The sequence below is a fragment of the Azospirillum endophyticum genome (assembly GCF_016595245.1).
GTDB classification, from domain to species: Bacteria; Pseudomonadota; Alphaproteobacteria; order Azospirillales; family Azospirillaceae; genus Azospirillum; species Azospirillum endophyticum.
Genome location: NZ_JAENHM010000008.1, coordinates 147,257 through 165,548 on the forward strand (window position 1 = coordinate 147,257; position 18,292 = coordinate 165,548).

At 69.5% G+C, this 18,292-nt stretch carries 15 protein-coding genes; 6 read left to right on the forward strand and 9 right to left on the reverse strand.

All coding sequences use genetic code 11. From position 1 onward, the window contains the following. Positions 1 to 23: 23 nt before the first annotated feature. Complete coding sequence (locus JHL17_RS03425) at positions 24 to 1,058, reverse strand: ABC transporter substrate-binding protein (RefSeq protein ID WP_200190648.1); 1,035 nt, start codon at positions 1,056 to 1,058, stop codon at positions 24 to 26. Between the two features lie 160 nt (positions 1,059 to 1,218). On the opposite strand from JHL17_RS03425, the gene hisN reads away from it, so the two are divergent. Continuing rightward, positions 1,219 to 2,055 carry a histidinol-phosphatase gene (gene hisN, locus JHL17_RS03430; protein ID WP_247893281.1) on the forward strand — a complete coding sequence of 279 codons (837 nt, stop codon included), beginning with the start codon at positions 1,219 to 1,221 and terminating at the stop codon, positions 2,053 to 2,055. Positions 2,056 to 2,128: 73 nt separating this feature from the next. Here the strand turns inward: hisN and cimA are convergent, their stop codons facing one another. From cimA to JHL17_RS03450, 4 genes are all read right to left on the reverse strand, one after another. Further along, positions 2,129 to 3,730: a citramalate synthase gene (cimA, locus tag JHL17_RS03435; protein WP_200190649.1), complete on the reverse strand. Its 1,602-nt coding sequence runs from the start codon at positions 3,728 to 3,730 to the stop codon at positions 2,129 to 2,131. 169 nt (positions 3,731 to 3,899) lie between these two features. Continuing rightward, the gene (locus tag JHL17_RS03440; RefSeq protein ID WP_200190650.1) at positions 3,900 to 5,576 is read right to left on the reverse strand and encodes a methyl-accepting chemotaxis protein; all 1,677 of its coding nucleotides are present in this window, start codon (positions 5,574 to 5,576) and stop codon (positions 3,900 to 3,902) included. Positions 5,577 to 5,728: 152 nt separating this feature from the next. Continuing rightward, entirely contained in the window at positions 5,729 to 6,616 is an 888-nt protein-coding gene (locus JHL17_RS03445; protein ID WP_200190651.1) for an NAD(P)-dependent oxidoreductase, read from the reverse strand. A 42-nt stretch (positions 6,617 to 6,658) separates the two neighbouring features. Then, positions 6,659 to 7,084: a tellurite resistance TerB family protein gene (locus tag JHL17_RS03450; RefSeq protein WP_200190652.1), complete on the reverse strand. Its 426-nt coding sequence runs from the start codon at positions 7,082 to 7,084 to the stop codon at positions 6,659 to 6,661. A 171-nt stretch (positions 7,085 to 7,255) separates the two neighbouring features. On the opposite strand from JHL17_RS03450, the gene JHL17_RS03455 reads away from it, so the two are divergent. Further along, the gene (locus JHL17_RS03455) at positions 7,256 to 8,203 is read left to right on the forward strand and encodes an AEC family transporter (RefSeq protein ID WP_200190653.1); all 948 of its coding nucleotides are present in this window, start codon (positions 7,256 to 7,258) and stop codon (positions 8,201 to 8,203) included. 205 nt (positions 8,204 to 8,408) lie between these two features. Beyond that, positions 8,409 to 10,100 (forward strand): methyl-accepting chemotaxis protein, encoded by a 1,692-nt coding sequence (locus tag JHL17_RS36910; protein WP_200190654.1) that lies wholly within the window; start codon positions 8,409 to 8,411, stop codon positions 10,098 to 10,100. Positions 10,101 to 10,148: 48 nt separating this feature from the next. Here the strand turns inward: JHL17_RS36910 and JHL17_RS03465 are convergent, their stop codons facing one another. Continuing rightward, positions 10,149 to 12,914, reverse strand: coding sequence for an ATP-dependent DNA helicase (locus JHL17_RS03465; protein WP_200190655.1), 2,766 nt, complete (start codon positions 12,912 to 12,914; stop codon positions 10,149 to 10,151). A gap of 110 nt (positions 12,915 to 13,024) precedes the next feature. Here JHL17_RS03465 and mtgA point away from each other — a divergent pair, with 110 nt between their 5' ends. The 3 genes from mtgA (at position 13,025) to JHL17_RS03480 (ending at position 15,979) form a co-directional block, all read left to right on the forward strand. Further along, entirely contained in the window at positions 13,025 to 13,699 is a 675-nt protein-coding gene (gene mtgA / locus JHL17_RS03470) for a monofunctional biosynthetic peptidoglycan transglycosylase (RefSeq protein WP_200190656.1), read from the forward strand. Between the two features lie 97 nt (positions 13,700 to 13,796). Beyond that, positions 13,797 to 14,321, forward strand: a complete 525-nt coding sequence (locus tag JHL17_RS03475) for a flagellar basal body-associated FliL family protein (RefSeq protein WP_200190657.1) — start codon at positions 13,797 to 13,799, stop codon at positions 14,319 to 14,321. A gap of 293 nt (positions 14,322 to 14,614) precedes the next feature. After that, positions 14,615 to 15,979: a DEAD/DEAH box helicase gene (locus JHL17_RS03480; RefSeq protein WP_200190658.1), complete on the forward strand. Its 1,365-nt coding sequence runs from the start codon at positions 14,615 to 14,617 to the stop codon at positions 15,977 to 15,979. Between the two features lie 108 nt (positions 15,980 to 16,087). Here JHL17_RS03480 and JHL17_RS03485 read toward each other — a convergent pair whose 3' ends face one another. The 3 genes from JHL17_RS03485 to cobS are packed head-to-tail and all read right to left on the reverse strand — an operon-like array spanning position 16,088 to position 18,130. Then, positions 16,088 to 16,624, reverse strand: coding sequence for a pyridoxamine 5'-phosphate oxidase family protein (locus tag JHL17_RS03485; protein WP_200190659.1), 537 nt, complete (start codon positions 16,622 to 16,624; stop codon positions 16,088 to 16,090). Positions 16,625 to 16,676: 52 nt separating this feature from the next. Further along, on the reverse strand, positions 16,677 to 17,312 hold the full coding sequence (locus JHL17_RS03490) for a histidine phosphatase family protein (protein ID WP_345773744.1): 636 nt from the start codon (positions 17,310 to 17,312) through the stop codon (positions 16,677 to 16,679). Positions 17,313 to 17,317: 5 nt separating this feature from the next. Next, positions 17,318 to 18,130 carry an adenosylcobinamide-GDP ribazoletransferase gene (gene cobS / locus JHL17_RS03495; protein WP_345773745.1) on the reverse strand — a complete coding sequence of 271 codons (813 nt, stop codon included), beginning with the start codon at positions 18,128 to 18,130 and terminating at the stop codon, positions 17,318 to 17,320. Positions 18,131 to 18,292: the final 162 nt, after the last annotated feature.

The window sequence follows — 18,292 nt, forward strand, 5'->3', positions numbered from 1 at the left end:
GGGGAATGCCGGCGCCGACGGTCTTACCGGCCGATGCTGCCCTGCCAGGTCTGGAGGATGGCGTCGCGCTCCGTCGCGGATTTGGCGAAGTCCATCGGGTAGAGCACCTTCTGGAGATCGGCCGGCAGGCCGGCCTCCAGCGCCGCCTTGGCGACCGGGGCGCCGGGGATCGTCACGATCTCCTTGTACTTGGTGTAGAGCGCCGCCGCCGTCGGCGACAGGGTCCAGTCGAGGAAGCGCTTGGCGTCGGCCTTGTTCTTCGAGGTCTTCATCAGGGCCGACGCCTCCAGCTCGTAGCCGGCGCCGTCGGTCGGAATGACCATCTTGACCGGGAAGCCTTCCTCCACCGACTTGATGGCGGCGAAGGCGAGCGAGGTGCCGATGGCGAATTCGCCCGAACGGGCCGACTTGCAGGGCTTTGAACCCGACTTGATGTATTGGGCGACGTTGCCGTCGAGCGTCTTCAGGAACTGCCAGCCCTTCTCGTTGCCCTGGCCCTGCAGGATGGCGGCGATCTGGAGGTAGCCGGTACCCGACGACACCGGGTTCGGCATCACCACCTCGCCCTTGTAGATCGGGTTGGCGAGGTCCTTCCAGGAGGCGGGAACCGGCAGGTTCTTCGCCTTCAGCAGTTCGGTGTTGACGCAGAAGGCCGCCATGTAGCCGGTGGCGGCGAACCAGCGCCCGCCCGCATCCCTGTAGGCCGTCGGCAGCGCGTCCCCGCCCTTGGCGGCGTATGGTTCCACCAGCGCCATCACCCGCGGATCCAGCATGTTGGTGACGGCCCAGCCCCAGATCACGTCATGCTGCGGGTTGGCGGCCTCCGCCAGCATGCGGGCACCGAGATCGCCGGTGGACAGACGCAGAACCTTCAGGTCGATGTCCGGCAGATCCTTCTTCGCCGCCGCCACGTAGTCGGCGATCTCGTCCTCTTCCAGCGCCGTGTAGACCGTCACGCTTCCGGCCTGGGCCAGGGTCGGCAGCGCCGCCGCCGCGATCAGAAACGTGCCGGCCGCCAGCGACTTTCCAGAAAACTCGATCCCAGCAAACTCCACCATCGCCAATCCCCTCTGTTCCGGATGCCGTTCCCCGGCCGCTGGCCGGTGGCGAACCTTTGCTCGCCGTGGATTTAAGTGGAAGTTTGCACTTATGTGCGTTTATGTCTACCATGATTGCACAGATGGCGTGCATTTCCGCATCAGCACAAAAACAAGGCATATGATGAGCCAGATCACGACGGACCTGACGGCGACCATGGCGGAGGGAAGGCTGGAACTGGCCGGATTCGCCGCCACCCTGGCGGACGAGGCGCGCGGACTGTCCCGCCGCTGGTTCCGTACCCCGGTCGCCATCGACACCAAGCCGGACGACAGTCCGGTGACGGTGGCCGATCGCGAGGTGGAGGCCGCCCTGCGCCGCCGCATCGCGGAACGCTTTCCGGAACATGGAATCTTCGGTGAGGAGCATGGGCGCGACCGGACGGAGTCGGAGATCGTCTGGGTGATCGATCCCATCGACGGCACGCGCAGCTTCATCAGCGGCTGGCCGGTCTACGGCATGCTGCTGGCGGTGTTGGAGCGGGGGGTGCCGACGGTCGGGGTCATCGACATGCCGGTGCTGGGCGAGCGCTGGACGGGGCGGGCGGGCGCCCCGACGCTCCATGCCGACGGCAGCGGGCCGGAGCGGCCTTGCCGCACCCGCGATTGCCGCCGGCTGGCGGACGCGACGGTCTACACCACCTCGCCCGACGCCTTCGACGAGGCGGGGCTACGAGTGTTCGAAACGGTCAGCCGACAGGCGCGGACACGGCGCTTCGGCGGCGACTGCTACATCTATGGGCTGGTGGCCTCCGGCCATATCGATCTGGTGATCGAGGCCGGGCTTCAGCCCTACGATTATCTGGCGATGCAGCCGGTGATCGAAGGGGCCGGCGGCGTCATCACCGACTGGGAGGGCAAACCCCTGACCATGGAGTCGGATGGGCGCGTGGTGGCCGCCGCGACGGCCGACCTGCATGCCGAGACGATTGCAGCCATCGCGCAGGCAGCGGCCTAAGCCGGTCCGGGCGGGGAGGGGACGGCGGGGGCTAGGGGGCCGGTCAGCCGGCCCCGCGACCGGTTCGCAGCCGTCACACCGGCCGTGCGTCGCCCTTCATCAGGGCGTAGGTGTAGCTGTCCACCAGCGCCTCCATCGAGGCCTCGATGATGTTGGTGGACACGCCCAGCGTCGACCATTCGCTGCCGTCGGTCCGCGCGCTGCGGATCAAAACGCGCGGCATGGCGCCGGTGCCTTCCTTGGCGGCCAGGATGCGGACGCGGTAGTCGGACAGGCTGACCTTGGCCAGCGCCGGATAGGCCGGCTCCAGCGCCTTGCGCATGGCGACGTCCAGCGCGTGGACTGGGCCGTTGCCGTCCGCCACCTCCATCCGAACGGCGTCGCCGACGCGCACGCGCACCACCGCTTCCGATTCCACCACCAGCTTGCCGACGGCGTTGTAGCGGCGTTCGTCGGTGACATGGAAGCGCAGCAGCTCGAAGAAGCGCGGCACCTCGCCCAGCTCGCGCCGGACCAGAAGCTCGAAGCTGGCCTCCGCCGTGTCGTAGGCGTAGCCGTCGCTGTCGCGCTGCTTGACCAGATCGAGCAGGCCGGCCAGCCGGTCGTCCTTGGCATCCACCGCCATGCCGATGTCGCGCAGCCGCACGATCAGGTTGGAGCGGCCGGCCTGGTCGGACATGACGATCTGGCGGCGGTTGCCGACGGCCTCGGGCGCGACATGCTCGTAGGAGGACGGATCCTTCTCCACCGCCGAGACGTGCAGCCCGCCCTTGTGGGCGAAGGCGCTGGCGCCGACATACGCGGCGTGGCGGTTGGGGGCGCGGTTCAGCCGGTCGTCGAAGGCGCGGCTCAACTGGGTCAGGAGATGCAGATCCTCGCGGCGGATGCCGGTCTCGTAGCCCAGCTTCAGCATCAGCGTCGGGATCAGTGAGACGAGGTTGGCGTTGCCGCAGCGCTCGCCCAGCCCGTTGATGGTGCCCTGGATCATGCGCGCGCCGGCCCGCACCGCCGCCAGCGAGTTGGCGACCGCGTTTTCCGTATCGTTGTGGCAGTGGATGCCGAGCTTGTCGCCTGGAATGCCGTGCGTCTCCACCACCTCGCGGACGATGGCGTCGATCTCGTGCGGCAGGGTGCCGCCGTTGGTGTCGCACAGCACGATCCAGCGCGCACCGGCGTCATAGGCCGCCTTGATGCAGGACACGGCATAGGCCGGGTTGCGTTTGTAGCCGTCGAAGAAATGCTCCGCGTCGAACAGCGCCTCGCCCTTGGCGGCATGCAAGGCGGCGATGCTGTCGCGGATCAGGTCGAGATTCTCCTCGCGCGGGATGTTCAGCGCGACGTCGACATGGAAGTCCCAGGTCTTGCCGACCATGCAGACCGCCTTGGCGCAGGACTGCGCCAAAGCCGTCAGCTGCGGATCGTTGGCGGCGCTGCGGCCGGGGCGGCGGGTCATGCCGAAGGCGGTGAAAATGGCGCGGGTCAACTCCGGCGCCTCGGCGAAGAACTGGTCGTCGGTCGGGTTGGCGCCCGGCCAGCCGCCCTCGACATAATCGATGCCCAGCCGGTCGAGGTCCTTGGCGATGGCGACCTTGTCGGCGACAGAGAAATCGACATCCTGGGTCTGCGCCCCGTCGCGGAGCGTGGTGTCGTAGAGATAGATGCGTTCGCCCGTCATCGCCGCCTGACCTAGTAAAGACGAAGGGACTGGCAGTGGTTTGCCGTCCTGTGGAAAGCCGGGAGAATGGACGATGCAGCGTTTGCGCTCAACCGTTTTGACAAGAAACTTGCGAAAAGCGGGGACTTGCCGCAACGGACGGGATTGATGGCTGGAGTCGCGCTGCCGATCAGGCGGCGCGCACCTGCCGGATGAAGCGTTCCACTTCCCCCGACAGCCGGTCGGCGTCACCCGACAGCTCCTGGGCGGCACCCAGCACGTCGCGGGCGGCGACACCGGTGTCGTCGGCCGCGTGGCGCACCAGCACGATGTTGGAGGAAATTTCTTCCGTCCCCACCGCGGCCTGCTGGACGTTGCGGGCGATCTCGCGCGCAGCGGCGTCCTGCTGCTCGATCGACGCGGCGACGGAGGCGGCGATGCGGTTGATGTCGTCGATGGTCCGGCCGATCTCGGCAATGGCTTCCACCGCTTGGCCGGTGACCTCCTGCATATTGCCGATCTGGCTGGCGATCTCCTCGGTCGCCCTGGCGGTCTGGGTGGCGAGGCTCTTCACCTCGCCGGCCACCACGGCGAACCCTTTGCCGGCCTCGCCGGCCCGCGCCGCCTCGATGGTCGCGTTGAGTGCCAGCAGGTTGGTCTGGGCGGCGATGGCGCTGATCATTTGTACGACATCGCCGATCGCCTTGGCATGGTCCGCCAGTTGGCGGATGGTGGCGTCGGTTCGGCCGGCCCGTTCGGCGGCGTGGCGGGCGACGTCGGCGGTGCTGCCGACCTGCCGGGTGACCTCGCCGATGGAGGCGGCCATCTCTTCCGCGGAGGCGGCGACGGTCTGCACGTTGGCGGAGGTCTGCTCGCTGGCGCCGGCCACCACCGCGGCCTGCACACGGCTCTGTTCGGCCAGTCCCGACAGCGACCGCGCGTTGGTGGTCAGCCGTCCGGCGGCCGATCCCACCTGCGCGACCACGCCCTGCACCGCCTGCTCGAACCGGTCGGCCAATTCGGCCATCATGCGGTGTCGTTCGGCCTCGACTTCTTGCTTGGCCTGCTCCTGCTCGGATTCCATGCGTTGCTTGGCGATGGCGTTGTCCTTGAAGACGGCGACGGCGCGCCCCATCTGGCCGATCTCGTCCCGGCGCCCGGTGGCCGGTAGCGTGACCGACACGTCTCCCGCGGCCAGACGATCCATCGCCTCGGTCATCTGCCGAAGCGGGGCGATCACGCGACGAACCACGACACCGATGCCGGCGGCCAGCAGCACCGCCGCCATGGCCAGCAGCAGCCAGGACTGCCGGGTTTCCTCCAGGTAGAGCTTCTGGGAGCCCAGGAAGTTGTCGTCGGCGACCGTGACCTGCAGGTCGATCAATGCGTTCACCTGATCGGTCACCGGATCGATGTTCCGGTAGAGCTCCTGGACGACGAAGCGGTCGAGCGCCGCCTTGTCCTCGGCATCGAGAATCCGCAGCAGGGTCGCCACCGCGGCGTCGGCCTTGTCCATGGCCGAACGGGCCAGGGCCACCAGCCTCGCCTCATCGGGGGTCAGGCTGGTGGCGGTATAGGCGTTCCAACGATCCCGCACCGTCGCGTGGGCCTTGCGGACCGAGGCAGCGCCGTCCGGCCAGGACAGCGCGCCTGACCGCAGCTTGTGGGAAGTGTCGACGATCAGGACGGCATAGGAGTCGGAAATGATCTTGAGATCGCGCAAGGGCACGACGCGGTCCTCGTAGACCGATTTCATCCGCTCGTTTGCTGCCCGCAGGGTGGTCGTGGAGTTCAGGGCCTCGAGCCCGAGCATGGCTCCCAGAATGACGAGAGCCCCGATCAAGGTGGCCCGCAGGGTTATCGTCATTCGCTGTCTCCGCTTTCGCTGTCATTGAATTGTCATATGCCCAGCGACTATGCGGTTACGCTCAAAAGTGCGGCAATTAGGGTCGGCCCTTAAGTCTTTCTTTCCATGCTAAAGGATGATTCATCGACGATGGCGCCTTGCGGGATGCGGCATCAGCGGGCGAACAGGCGGTAGAGGGCGGAATGGTCGAGCGCGCCGTCGCCCTGGTCGACCAGCATCTCGAACAGTTCCAGCGACAGGCCGAGCGTCGGCAGGTCGATGCCGGACTGCTGCGCCAGCTCCTCCGCCTGCCGCAGGTCCTTGACCTGGGTGGTGACGCGGCCGCCTGGGGTGAAGTCGCCGCTGACCATCCGGCCGCCATGCAGGTCGAGGATGCGGGATTCGGCGAAGCCGCCACGGATGGCGTCGCGCACCTTGGCCGGATCGGCGCCGGCCGCCCTGGCGAGCGCCAGCGCCTCCGCCACCGCGCCGATGGTCAGGGCGACAATGACCTGATTGGCGGACTTGGCGATCTGGCCGGCGCCGCTGGCCCCGACATGGGTGATGCGGCGGCCCATCGCCTGCAGAACCGGCAGGGCGCGGGCGAAGGCGACGTCGGTGCCGCCGGCCATGATGGTCAGGACGGCCGCCTCCGCCGCCACGGTCCCACCGGAGACGGGGGCGTCGAGCCACTCCGCCCCGGCCGCGGCGACGCGGCCAGCCAGCGCGCGGGTGGCGGCGACGGCGGTGGTGCCCATGTCGATCACCAGATGGCCGGGACGCAGGCCCGGCAGCAGCGCCTCGGCCACCGCCTCCACCGCCATGGTGTCGGTCAGCATCAGGATGATGATTTGGGCTTGCCCGGCGACCGCGGCGGGGCCGGTGGCGGCGATCATCCCCTCGGCGGCCAGTTCGGCGACCGGTCCGGGGCTGCGGCTGGTCACCACCAGCTCCGCGCCGGCACTGGCGAGGGCGCGGGCCATCGGCTTGCCCATCAGGCCCAGCCCGATGAAGCCGATGCGTTGGCCGGCAAGGTCGGGGCGGATGGTCTCTTCGGTCATGTCGAAGCTTTCAGAGAAATGCGGACGAAACTATGAGGAGGGTCACAGGCGCATGTGGCGGGCACGGGCGCCGCGCTCGATGGCGGCGGCGCACAGCCGGTCGACCCCCAGCCGGTGGCGGATCAGCTCCAGCATGCGCAGTTCCTCCTGCGAGGCCTTGGGATCGGCGGCGGCGATGTCGCAGGCGACCGCATAGGCGGTCTCGCGCAGCTTGGACGGCAGCGCCTGCTCGACGACGGTCAGCACCGTATCCAGCCCGTCATTGTCGGCCAGCATGGCGGTGCATTCGCGGGTGGCGGCCATCACCTGATCGCCGCTGTAATCCTTGAAGATCGGCAGGTAGCGCACATTCTCGCCGATGGCTTCCAGTTCAAGGTCGGTCATGTCGCCGTCGCAGGCGGACACCAGGACCATGACGTAGATGAGTGCGCTGTGGTGGTCGATCATGGAATCGGTCGGCTTTCTCATGGGGCGGTCTCCCTTGGGGAGTGGTCGCGTAAGACCGGCAATCTCGAACGCCGCTCCCGCGGCGTCAAGCTTGGCGTCCGACGCCGCCAATGCGGCGTCAGGGGTGCCATGCCGGGAGTGGAGGGGTCGGCCGCTCGACGCGACGGTTGGCGTTGCCTATTGTCGCGCACCATGAACGTCGTGCTCAATGTCGCTTTTCCCGTATTCGCCATCATCCTGGCCGGTTTCCTGTCCGGGAAGTCGAAGCTGCTGGGCGCCGCCTCGTCGGAGGCGCTGAACAAGTTCGTCTACTGGATGGCGCTGCCACCGGTGCTGTTCCTCGGCACCGCCCGGCGGTCGATCCCGGAGATCTTCAACGGCCCCTTCATCGGGGCCTTCCTGGGGTCGATGTTGCTGGTCTATGCGCTGGGCGCGGTGATCGGCCGCCTCGTCTACCGGGAACGCACGCAGATCCAGTGCATGCAGGGGCTGAACTCCGCCTTCTCCAACACCGGCTACATGGGCATCCCGCTGTTCCTGGCCGCCTTCGGGCCGGACCGTCTCGCCCCCACCATCCTGGCGACCGTCATCATGAGCGCCATCATGGTCGGCATCGCGGTGATCTGGATGGAGTTCGCCAACAGCCATGGCGGCGGGCTGGGCAAGGCGCTGCGCGACGTCGGGCGGGCGCTGGCGAAAAACCCGCTGATCCTGTCCACCGCCGCCGGCCTCGCCTGGTCGGCGCTGCTGCCCGGCGTGGCGGTGCCGAAGCCGATCGCCACCTTCTGCGAGTTGATGGGCTCCCCCGCCGGCCCCTGCGCGCTGTTCGCCATCGGCCTGTTCCTGGCGTCGCAACGGCTGACCGCCGGGTTGGCGGAGGCGGGATGGATCAGTGCCTTGAAGCTGCTGGTCCACCCGGCGCTGGCCTGGGTGCTGACGCAAACCCTGTTTCCGATGGATCCCTTCTGGACCGGCAGCGCCGTGATCCTCGCGGCGTTGCCGACCGGCGCGCTGACCTTCGTGGTGGCGAACCAGTACCAGACCTATGTCGAGCGCACCTCCTCGGCGATCCTGGTGTCGACGGTGCTCAGCGTGGTGACGCTGTCGGCGCTGCTGGCGGTGTATGCACCGGCGGGATGACTGGCATCCAGCCTCGACAGGGAAGGGCGGAGCCGTTGACCCCGTTGTCTTTTCCCGGAGAGCCTGTCGGTCATCCGGACCATCCATTCTGTACGTTTAAGGCATTCTTTACCGCCTGGCTTCTATTCGTCCGGAATTGTCTTCGCCATTTCTGCGGGAGACGGCGGGGAGTTCATTCCCTCAAGAGCTTTATCGAGGTGTCGTCGTGAAACTTGTCCAGAATCTGCGAATCGGTACGAAGATCTACGCAGTGGTGGCTCTTCTCAGCCTCATTACGCTGGGGCTGTCATTCTACATGAGCAACCGGATCAGTGAAATCGACGATCGATACAGCCGTCTGATCGACGGGGAGGTGACGTTCTCGCTGAAGCTCGAACGCATGCGTGGCGATCTCGCCAATCTCGGGCGTCAGGCCAACATCGTCCTGCTGCTCCAGGAACCGTCCGGGTTGCCGGCTGTGGTCAAGGCGATAGAGGAAACTCAAGCCGCCATCGTCGAGTCGAGCACGGTTCTGAACCGCCTCGCCAAGCCCGAACACAAGGACAGGTTGGCCCGGATCGTGGAGCTTACCGCCTTGGTGAAGGCATCGCTGCCCAAGGTATACGCGGCGAAGGAGAAGGCCGATCACGCAGGCGCTTCCGCCCTCTACGCCACGGCGGGCCGCCCCCAGGTGGTCGAGGCTTTCAACATGGCGGCGAAGCTGTCGGACGAGGTGGCAGTCGGGGTTTTCCGTTCGTCGGACGACCTGACGGACCAGACCAATGCGACGGTGTTCAACGCGCTGTCGATCGCGGTCGCCCTGCTCGCCATCGGGGCCGTCGGGTCCGTGCTGCTCGTCGTCTTCGGCGTCCGCCGCCCGCTTGCCGCCCTGAACGCCGCGATGGCGCGTCTGGCAGCCGGCGACACCGCGACCGAGGTGGCGGGTGTCGACCGCGGCGACGAGGTCGGCGAAATGGCGCGGACGGTCGGGGTGTTCAAGGACAGCATGATCCGCACCCGCCGGCTGGAGCAGGAGGCCAAGGACGCAGAGGCTGAGGCCGCTGCCGAGAAGCGCCGCGCCACCCTGGAACTGGCCCGGTCGTTCGAGGAGCGGGTCGGCTCCATCGTCGACGCGGTCGGCAGCTCCGCCACCGAATTGCAGGCGACCTCCTCGCAGCTGGCCGCCGCTGTCGAGGAAGTCGGCGCGCAATGCACCGCCGTGGCCGCCGCGTCGGAGCAGGCCAGCGCCAACGTGCAGACGGTCGCCGCCGCCTCCGAAGAGCTGTCGGCGTCGATCGGCGAGCTGTCCGACCGGGTGGGGCGTGCCGCCGACCGCTCGCGGCTGGCGGCCGAAGGCGCCGACGAAGCCCAGCGCCAGTTGGATCTGCTGTCCGCCTCCATCGAGCAGGTCGACCAGATCGTGGCGTCGATCAACGCGGTGGCGAGCCAGACCAACCTGCTGGCGCTGAATGCGACGATCGAGGCGGCCCGCGCCGGGGAGGCCGGCAAGGGCTTCGCCGTCGTCGCCAGCGAGGTGAAGAACCTCGCCAACCAGACCCATGCGATGACCGAACAGATCACCAGCCAGATCGGTGCGGTGAAGGCGGCGTCGGGCCGGACGGTCGGCGCCATGCGCAACATCATCGGCCAGGTCGAGGAGATCAGCAACTCCACGGCGGACATGGCGCAGTCGGTGAACCAGCAGAGCGGCGCCACCAACGAGATCAGCCGCAACGCCCAGCAGGCGGCGGTCGGCACCAGCGAGGTGTCGCGCAACGTCCTGGGCATCCAGCAGGCGGAGAACGAGACGGGCGCCGCCACCAACAACGTCAAGCATGCGTCGGACGATCTCGCCCGGCAGGCGGCGATGCTGAAGCAGTCGATGGACGGCTTCCTGAGCGAGCTGCGCGCCGCCTGAGGCGCTGCTGCCGGACGGGGTGGCGAGGCGCGGACGACCGTCCGGGCCTCACCAGCCCCGCAGGAACTCCGCCGTCTCCTCCACCGCCTGCTTCAGCCCGACGCGCCGCATTTCCACCCCTTCCGGGAAGGCGCCGGCCAGCCGGCTCGGCATCATCGGGTCGAGCAGGACGAAGACGCCGGTGTCGTCGGCGCGCCGCACCAGCCGGCCGAAGGCCTGCTTCAGGCGCAGCCGGGTGATCATGTCCTCGTAGCGCCGCCGGCCGAAGGCTTCGCGGCGGGCGCGGTGCAGGATGTCGGGACGCGGCCAGGGGACGCGGTCGAAGACGATCAGGCGCAGGCTGCGGCCCGGCACGTCCACCCCGTCGCGCACCGCGTCGGTGCCGAGCAGGCAGGCGTGCTCCTCGTTGCGGAAGATGTCGATCAGGGTGGACACGTCCAGCGGATCGACATGCTGGGCATAGAGCGGGATGCCGAGCTGATCCAGCGGCTCGGCGATGCGGTCGCGCACGGCGCGCAGCCGGCTGATCGCGGTGAACAGGCCGAGCCCGCCGCCCCCCGCCGCCATGAACAGCGATTTGTAGGCCGCCGAGACCTGTCCCAGATCGTCCTTGCGCACGTCGTTGACGACGAAGACGCGGGTGCGGTTCGGATAGTCGAAGGGGGAGGGGACCTGGGCGCGGATCGCCGGGGCCGGCAGGTGGCTGGCGCCGCAGCGGTCCTCCGCCGCCCGCCAGTCCTGGCCGATGTCGCCGGTGCCGTCGGTCAGGGTGGCACTGGTCACCACCAGCCCATGGGCCGGGCCGGCCAGCGCCTCGGCGAAGGGCACCGTCGGATCGACCCAGTGGCGGTACAGCCCGACATCGACGTCGCGGCCGTCGATCCGCTCCACCGCGAACCAGTCGACGAAATGGGACGGCGTTTCGGTCGGCAGGGTGCGCAGCATGGCGCGCCACGCCTCCACCGTCAGGGTGCCGCGGCGGTGCAGGCTGCGCGACAGCGCGTCGATGCGGCGCCGCTGGTCGGAGTCCAGCTCGGCGCTCTCGTCCTCCAGCCGCTGCGCCAGCCGGCGGGCCAGCGCCTCCACCGGTTCCGACAGGCGGACCAGCGCCTGTTCCAGCTCCGCAGCGGCCTCCAGCAGGCCATCGACCGGATAGGCCTTGTCGGCCTCCAGGCTGTAGGGGCCGCCCTGGCCGGCGGTGCGGGCATAGACCTGCTGGCGGGCCAGCAGCAGGAAGCGCTCGGTCGGCCCCTGCGGATTGTCGGCGGCCAGACGTGCCGACCAGCCGTCGGCCGGCAGCACGCGGGCGCCGATCAGGATGTCGTCGAGGTGGCGCAGGGCCTCCTCGTCGCCGGCGACGATGTCCTCCAGCCGGCGCTTCAGGCCGCGGGCGCGGCTGCGTCCGGTCTCCTCGGCGCCGAGAAGCCAGCGGCGCAGTTCCTGCGTCTCGCGGCAGGTCAGATGACCGGCGAAGGCGCTGTCGGCGGCGTCGAAGACATGGTGCCCCTCGTCGAAGACGTAGCGGCTGGGCAGCGTCGGTTCCTCGCCGCCGCCGAGCGCCGCCTGCACCATCACCAGCGCGTGGTTGGCGATGACGATGTCGGCCCGCCGCGCCCGGCGCACGCTCTTCTCGATGTAGCAGCGGGCGTAATGGTCGCAGGCCGAATAGATGCATTCGCCGCGGCGGTCGGCCATCCCCATGGTCGGCCCGCGCCCGGCGATGTCGACCAGCCAGCCGGGGAAGTCGCCGCCGGTCATGTCGCCGTCGCGGGTCGCCGCCGCCCAGCGCGCCATCAGCCCGACGCCGATCGCGTTGTGCGGCTGGAAGGGCATGGCGCGCACCGCCTCTTCCAGATTCAGCAGGCACAGGTAGTTCTCGCGCCCCTTGCGCAGCACCACCTTGCGCGCCTTGGTCGCCGGATCGGCATAGAGTCGGTCCAACTCGCCGTCGATCTGGTGCTGGAGGTTGCGGGTGTAGGTGGAAATCCACACCGTCCCGCCATTCTTCTCCGCCCACACCGTGGCCGGCGCCAGATAGCCGAGAGTCTTGCCGACGCCGGTCCCGGCCTCCGCCAACACGACGTTCGGGGTGTCGGGAAGCTGGCGTGGGGCGAAGGCGGCGGACACCGCGCTGGAATAGTCGGCTTGCTGCGGCCGCGGCTCCGCCACCTTGCCTAGCACATTGGCCGACAGCATGGCGGCGAGGCGGCGGCGTGCCTCCTCCGGGTCCACCGGATTCTGGGCGGGCGGCGGCGGCGGCGCTCCCTCCTCCCATTCCTTGATGCGGGTCCAGACGCGCAGGCCGGAGCGGGCGGCCCCCTTCTCCGGCCCGTCGGGCTTGCCCAGCGCCGCCAGCACCGCGGGTGCCCAGGGCCAGCCGGCGCGCCCCATCTCCCAGGCGAAGGCGACGGGGTCGGAGGACTCCTCGCGTCCGGCAGCGCCCAGGTCGCCCAGCAACCGGCGCACCGCGCGCTGCAGGGCCAGCGCCTCCGCCTCGTGACCCTCGGGGGTGGGCAGGTCGAGCGCCTCGGCGATGCCGCGCGGGGTGGGGACGCAGAAGCGAGCGGGGTGGACGAAGGCGAACAGCTCCAGCACGTCGAAGGCGGGGAAGCCGTCGATCCCCAGCCGGCGGGCGAAGGCACGGGCATGGCAGACCAGCGGCGGCTGGCGGCGCACCTTCGATGCGGCGGCGGCCAGCGACAGCTCCTCCACCTCGCCGTCGAGCGTCAGCGACACGACGCGGCGCGCGCCCGCCACCATGGCGGGTGCGTCGTCCAGGCTGTGGATCGGGGTCGGATCGGCGGTCAGGTCCATCGGCGGCACTATATGTCGGGCGACCGTCCCAAAGCGAGCGGCGGATGTTGACGGGTCGCCGCTTCACCCCCATTGAGGGAAGTCCGGAGGCCGAGCGGAGACGGGACTTCATGCGGAAACTGCTGCGCTGGGCGCTGATCGGGGCGGCGGGACTGCTGGCCTTCACCATCCTGTGGGCGGCGCTCTACCGGCTCGTGCCGCCGCCGGCCACCCCGCTGATGCTGATCCGCGCAATCGGCGGCTCCGGCCTGGCGCGTGACTGGGAACCGCTGGAGCGCATCTCGCCGGCCCTGGTCGAGGCGGTGATCGCCTCGGAGGACACCGGCTTCTGCGGCCATGGCGGCTTCGACTGGGCCGCCATCGAAGGCGCCTTCGAAGAGAACGAGGAGGGCAAGCGCCTGCGCGGCGGCAGCACCATCAGCCAGCAGACCGCCAAGAACGCCTTCCTCTGGCCCGACCGCAGCTGGACCCGCAAGGGGGCGGAGGCCTGGTTCACCCTGCTGATCGAAAGCCTGTGGAGCAAGCGCCGCATCCTGGAGGTCTATCTGAACATCGTCGAATGGGACGACGGCGTCTATGGCGCCGAGGCGGCGGCGCGGCACCACTTCAACAAGTCCGCCGCGGCACTGACCCGGCGCGAGGCGGCGCTGCTGGCGGTGGTGCTGCCCAACCCGCGCAACTGGTCGCCCAGCCGGCCCGGCGCCTATGTCGCCCGGCGGGCGGGGGTGATCGAGCGGCGGATGGCGGTGGTGCGGCGGGACGGGTTGGCGGAGTGTGCGCGGTGAGATGATGGGCCGTCTGACGGTTGTGCTCTCCACGGAATCTTAACCGCCGCCACACCACACTTCTCCTTGCCGACATCCGGCCTGGAGGAGGCCGATCATGGCCACGCGCCGCACGCTGCACGGAACGCCGTTCCCGACCCCGCCGCCGGACCCGCTGCGCGGGGACCTGACCCCGCGCCATGGCCCCGCCCCGGAACCGGCGCATCCCACCCGCCTGCTGATCATCGTCCTCGCCGCGCTGTTCACCCTGGCCGGTCTGGCCTATGGCGGTGTCGCCGCGGTCGACCGCATGCTGGACCAGCGGCGGATCGAGGCGCGGATGGGACCCAAGCCGAATCTCGCGCGGCTGCCGGCGCTGGAGCTGCCGCTCGCCGGGTCGCGGGCGGTGGAGATGCAGGTCTCGCTGGTGCTGGCGCCGACGGTGGAGGCCGACCGCGTCCTGCGCTATCAGGACCGCATCGCCGACCGGCTGTTCCAGACCGTCAGCCGGGCCGACGGCGAAACGCTGACCGGTCCCGGCTCCGCCGATTTCCTGAAGGCGCGGATCAAGGACGCCGTGAACCGCGAGGCGGGCACCGGCCTGATCCGCGACATCTACATCGAACGCATGGTCGTCAAGTGACGCACGCGGGGCTCGGTCCGCGATCGGCCTTGTCTTGTGCGGCGCAATAGCCTATGTAGGGCGTCTTGATCGCTGGAGGCTCGCGCGTCTCTTGAGCGAGACGCGCTGTGATTGCGCAACGGCTAACGTCCCAGGGGCTAACGTCCCGAGGTTCTGGGGGCGCACTGGCCGCTGCATCGGATAGACGCCTCTCCCTCTATCGACCTCCTCCCGGCGAGTCCGCCGGTATGTCCCACGCCCGCCATCGGGGCGCGCGGGGCCGTACCGTGTTGCTTAGAGAAGGTTGATCCGACTTGTCGTTTTCCGAACTCGGTCTGCACCCGCTCGTCCTGAAGGCCCTCGAGGCGTTCGAATACACCACCCCGACCCCGGTCCAGCTCGCCGCCATTCCGCCGGCGCTCCAGGGCCGCGACATCCTCGCCACCGCCGAGACCGGCACCGGCAAGACCGCCGCCTTCATGCTGCCGGCGCTGACCCGCACCGCCGAGCTGCCGCTGAACGGCGCCGCCACCCCGCGCGTGCTGGTGCTGGCCCCGACCCGCGAGCTGGCCAAGCAGGTCACCGACGCCGCCCGCAAGTACGCGAAGTTCATGAAGCTGAACATCATGGACGTCGTCGGCGGCATGCCCTATCGCGAGCAGCTGCGCCTGCTGTCGCGTCCGGTCGACGTTCTCGTCTGCACCCCAGGCCGCCTGCTGGATCATGTCGCCCGCCGCCGCATCTCGCTGGACGAGGTCGAGGTGCTGATCCTCGACGAGGCCGACCGCATGCTGGACATGGGCTTCCTCGACGATGTCGAGACCATCGCCAAGTGCTGCCCGCCGACGCGCCAGACCCTGCTGTTCACCGCCACGCTGGACCGCCGCATGGCGCAGCTGGCCGGCAACCTGCTGCGCAACCCGGAGCGCGTGGCTGTCGAGAGCCAGGCGACCGCGATCAACGTGGAACAGCGTCTGCATCACGCCGACGACCTCGACCACAAGCGCCGCCTGCTGCAGCATTTCGCCGCCCAGGAAGAGGTCGGCAAGGCGATCATCTTCGCCGCCACCAAGCGTGACGCCGACACGCTGGCCGAAGAGCTGAGCGCCGCCGGCCATGCCGCCGCCGCCCTGCACGGCGACATGGACCAGACCAAGCGCAACCGCACGCTCCAGCGCCTGCGCACCGGCCAGGTCCGCCTGCTGGTCGCCACCGACGTCGCCGCCCGCGGCATCGACGTGCGCGACATCACCCACGTCATCAACTTCGACCTGCCGCGCTCGGCGGAGGACTATGTCCACCGCATCGGCCGCACCGGCCGGGCCGGCGCCTCGGGCGTCGCGATCTCCTTCGCCGCCCGCGCCGACCGTGAGACGCTGGTCCGCATCGAGCGCTACACGAAGGCGACGCTGGAAGTGCATGTGGTGCCCGGCCTGGAGCCGACGCGTCCCTTCACCACCGCTGGCCGTCCGCCGGCCCGCAACGGCCGTCCGGGCGGCGGCGCCGGCAAGCCGTGGCAGCGCAACGGCGAGTCCAAGGGCCCGCACGCTCCGCGCGGTCCGCGTCCCGACTACGCCCGCAACGACAACCACCGCGGCGATGCCCGCCCGGACCATGGCCATGGCCGTCGTGAAGCCCACGGCAACGGCAAGCCGGCGGCCCGTGCGAAGAGCTGGTAAGCAGCGTCTCCGACGCTTCTGACCCTCCGATGAAAAACGCCCTCCCTGTCGGCCTCGCGGTCGGCAGGGAGGGCGTTTTCATTTCAGGCCGGCTTGATCAGCCTGTCTTTACTGAAACGCGATCTTCGCGTTGTCGCCCGGATCGGGCGACTGGCCGGTCAGCTTCGCCTTCACATAGCCGTAGGCATAGACCATCGTGCTCGACGGGCTGTCCCAGTATTCGGCCTGATCGACCGATACCTTCAGCAGGGCGACCTCAGGGTCGTCCGGACCCTGGGGGAACCAGGTGCTCATGATGTCGCGCCAGAGGAAGCGGATCTTGTCGCGGTCGCGCACGACCTCGGCGACACCGGAAACCGACACGTAATCCTGCTTGTCAGGATTGGAGTAGGCGAGGTTGACGCGCCAGTGGCGGTCGATCTCGTCCACCTTTTCGGAATGGGCGCGGGTGAAGAACCACAAGGTACCGTCTTCGAACCCCGCATGGGACAGCGTCGCCATCGGACGGGAGTTCAGCCGGCCGTTGTCGTCCAGCGTCGTCATCATCGCGACCTGAATGCCCTTCATCATCTCCCAGAGCTTCTTGACTTCACCCTTGTCGGGGCCCTGGTCCGGGCTGTGGCCGGCGGTGGTGCTATGGACCATGGTCTGCCTCTCGTTCGGTAGCCCAACGGAGACTGGGGAACGCCTTTCGCCGTCAAAAGGTTCCGGACTGTTGATTCACTCCCCCGACCGACCAGGACCCCGTCCCGGCGTGGTGGTGGTCGATCCGGGTCAGCGACCAGGGGTCGATCCGCAACCGCAGCGCCGCTTCCGGCGTCAGATCCAGCGCCAGCGCCAGCGCGCCGCGGATGCTGCCGGCATGGATCACCGCAACCACATCGCGTCCGGCGTGGATGTCCGTCAGCCGGCGCAGCGCCGCCGCCGTGCGGTCCATCACCGTGGCGAAGCTCTCGCCGCCGGGCGGGGCGTGGCGGGCGGGATTGTGCCAGAAGCGGGCCGCCGCCTCGGCGTCGCGCGCCGCCGCGGTGTCGTGGCTGATGCCTTCCCACGCGCCGAAATCCTGCTCGGCCAGCGCCGGCTCCACCACCGCCGTGCCGGCGAGCCGGGGCGCCCGGCTCCACAGCGCCTGGGCGGTCTGCCGGCTGCGGCGGAGCGGGCTGGTCAGCCACAGCGCGTCGGCGGGCATCCCGGCCGCGAGCGCCGCCGCCGCGGCGCCGTTGCCGGTGTCGGCCTCGCGGTCGCTCGACCCGCAGATGACGTTGTTCGGGTTGTGGACCGGGGCATGGCGGATCAGCCACCAGCGGGTGACGGTCAGGGGGGTGAGGCTCATCGCATTCATGCCGCTGCTCCAATGAGGGCCGACAGGGTCAACAGGACTGCGGCCTCCGCCACCTGCTGGGCCGCGCCGAAGACGTCGCCGGTATGCCCGCCGATCTGCCGCCGGGCCAGCGCCGCCACCGCGGCCACGGCCAGAAGCGCTGCCGCCAGGGCCGGCAGCGCCGGCCCGCCGAGGGCGATGGCCGCCACCGCGATGCCGGAGACCAGCGCCAGCAGCACCGTCGCCATCGCCAGCTTGCCCTGCGCCGCCGCCAGCCCGTCGCGCCGCGCCGGCGACAGGACACGGGCCAGCGCCGCCAGCCCGCAGCGCGACAGGGCGCCGGCCGCCGCCAGCGCCGCAACCGCCGCCGGCACCGGCAGGGCGGCCAGCGCCGCGGCGCGGATGCCGACCGAGAAGACCAGCGCCAGCACGCCATAGCTGCCGACCCGGCTGTCGCGCATGATCTCCAGCTTGCGTAACCGATCGCGCCCGCCGCCGAAGCCGTCGGCGACATCGGCCGCGCCATCCTCGTGCAGCCCGCCGGTCAGCCGCACCGTCGCCGCCAGGGCCAGCAATGCGCCGGCCAGCGGGGGCAGGTGCGCCAGTGCCGCCAGTGCGAAGACGGCGCCGCCGGCCAGCCCGATCAGCGCGCCGACCAGCGGAAACCATCCCATCGCCCGTGCCGGCGCGCCGTCGGCCAGGGGGCCGTCAAGCGGGCCGAGGGCGGGCAAGGGCAGGCGGGTCAGGAACACCAGCGCCAAGGCGGCGTCCTGGGTCCAGTGCGGCGGAGGAAGCGGGGCGGTGGTCGCGCCATCGGGCATATCGGGCATGATCGGCATCGACTACCCCCAACCGGCGTCCGGCGCAACCCTGCTCGGCGGAGGGGGCCGCACCGTTCGCACAAGTCCAGGGCTCCGAAGCCGGGTTAACGGCGGTTTACGAACGTCGAAGTTTCTGATTCGGTGGAGGCCCTCGTCTCGGAAGGGCATACC

Coding starts and splice junctions, on each gene's coding strand:
- JHL17_RS03465 (WP_200190655.1), bottom strand. CDS start 12,914: ATGGACCTGACCGCCGATCCGACCCCGATCCACAGCCTGGACGACGCA.
- JHL17_RS03450 (WP_200190652.1), bottom strand. CDS start 7,084: ATGAGAAAGCCGACCGATTCCATGATCGACCACCACAGCGCACTCATC.
- cobS (WP_345773745.1), bottom strand. CDS start 18,130: ATGCCCGATATGCCCGATGGCGCGACCACCGCCCCGCTTCCTCCGCCG.
- JHL17_RS03455 (WP_200190653.1), top strand. CDS start 7,256: ATGAACGTCGTGCTCAATGTCGCTTTTCCCGTATTCGCCATCATCCTG.
- JHL17_RS03475 (WP_200190657.1), top strand. CDS start 13,797: ATGGCCACGCGCCGCACGCTGCACGGAACGCCGTTCCCGACCCCGCCG.
- JHL17_RS03445 (WP_200190651.1), bottom strand. CDS start 6,616: ATGACCGAAGAGACCATCCGCCCCGACCTTGCCGGCCAACGCATCGGC.
- cimA (WP_200190649.1), bottom strand. CDS start 3,730: ATGACGGGCGAACGCATCTATCTCTACGACACCACGCTCCGCGACGGG.
- mtgA (WP_200190656.1), top strand. CDS start 13,025: ATGCGGAAACTGCTGCGCTGGGCGCTGATCGGGGCGGCGGGACTGCTG.
- hisN (WP_247893281.1), top strand. CDS start 1,219: ATGATGAGCCAGATCACGACGGACCTGACGGCGACCATGGCGGAGGGA.
- JHL17_RS03440 (WP_200190650.1), bottom strand. CDS start 5,576: ATGACGATAACCCTGCGGGCCACCTTGATCGGGGCTCTCGTCATTCTG.
- JHL17_RS03485 (WP_200190659.1), bottom strand. CDS start 16,624: ATGGTCCATAGCACCACCGCCGGCCACAGCCCGGACCAGGGCCCCGAC.
- JHL17_RS03490 (WP_345773744.1), bottom strand. CDS start 17,312: ATGAGCCTCACCCCCCTGACCGTCACCCGCTGGTGGCTGATCCGCCAT.
- JHL17_RS03425 (WP_200190648.1), bottom strand. CDS start 1,058: ATGGTGGAGTTTGCTGGGATCGAGTTTTCTGGAAAGTCGCTGGCGGCC.